Origin of the sequence: Sphingomonas sp. ABOLH, assembly GCF_003951715.1 — a bacterium.
GTDB classification, from domain to species: Bacteria; Pseudomonadota; Alphaproteobacteria; order Sphingomonadales; family Sphingomonadaceae; genus Sphingomonas; species Sphingomonas hankookensis_A.
The window spans coordinates 1-871 of the sequence record NZ_QQWV01000111.1 but is presented as its reverse complement, the minus strand read 5'-3'; the positions used below and the strand labels follow the sequence as shown (position 1 = coordinate 871).

The 871-nt window shown below is 58.4% G+C and carries 1 protein-coding gene; it reads left to right on the top strand.

What is annotated here, in order from left to right:
• Window positions 1-81 precede the first annotated feature (81 nt).
• Window positions 82-854, top strand: a protein-coding gene (locus CA237_RS19470; protein WP_241215568.1) for an IS5 family transposase whose coding sequence is annotated in 2 segments (ribosomal slippage) — window positions 82-396 and window positions 399-854 — 771 coding nt in all. Because the reading frame shifts where the segments join, the coding sequence is not laid out codon by codon here.
• Window positions 855-871 lie beyond the last annotated feature (17 nt).

The window sequence follows — 871 nt, the reverse complement described above, 5'->3', positions numbered from 1 at the left end:
CCCTAGGCGGTGTTTACATTCAGGATTCCCAATGAGGCAAAAGTCTGATTCAAGCTACTGGCTGGATGGAGGTCAGCATGGATGGATCGACAGGAACTGAGTGACGCGGTTTGGGAGCGGATGGCGCCGCATTTGCCTGGCAAGGCAACCGATCCTGGGCGGACGGGGCGGGACAACCGGTTGTTTGTGGAAGCGATCCTGTGGCTGGCCCGGTCGGGCGCGCACTGGCGTGTCCTGCCCAAGGAATTTGGCCGTTGGCACACCGTTTATCAGCGCTTCAACCGTTGGTGCCGCAGCGGTGTTTGGGAGAATCTTTTCAAGGCTTTGAGCGATGATGCCGACTTCGAATACATCCTCGTCGACAGCACGATCGTGCGTGCCCACCAGCACAGTGCCGGTGCCCCAAAAAAAGCGATCGATCCGAAGATCGGTTTGAAGCTCACGCGCTGGGACGGTCAAAAGGCGGTTTGAGTACCAAGGTTCATGCCGCGACCGATGCGCTGGGCAATCCCGTTCGCTTCATCCTGACCGGTGGCGAGCGCAACGATATCACCCAGATCGAGCCGCTTCTCCAGGGGCTGAAGGCAGGGCACGTTCTGGCGGACAAGGGTTACGATGGGCAGCGGGCCATGGACGCTATCGCAGCCAGCGGTGCAAAGCCCGTCGTCCCACGCCGGACCATCACCGCCAAATGGCGCAGCTTCGATGCCACGATCTACAAAGACCGAAACCTGATCGAACGCTTCTTCAGCAAGATCAAACACTTCAGACGCATCGCAACGCGCTACGACAAACTCGCCCGAAACTATGCTGGCTTCCTCAATCTCGTCGCGGCACTCAAATGTTGCCTCTGAATGTAAACACCGCCTAG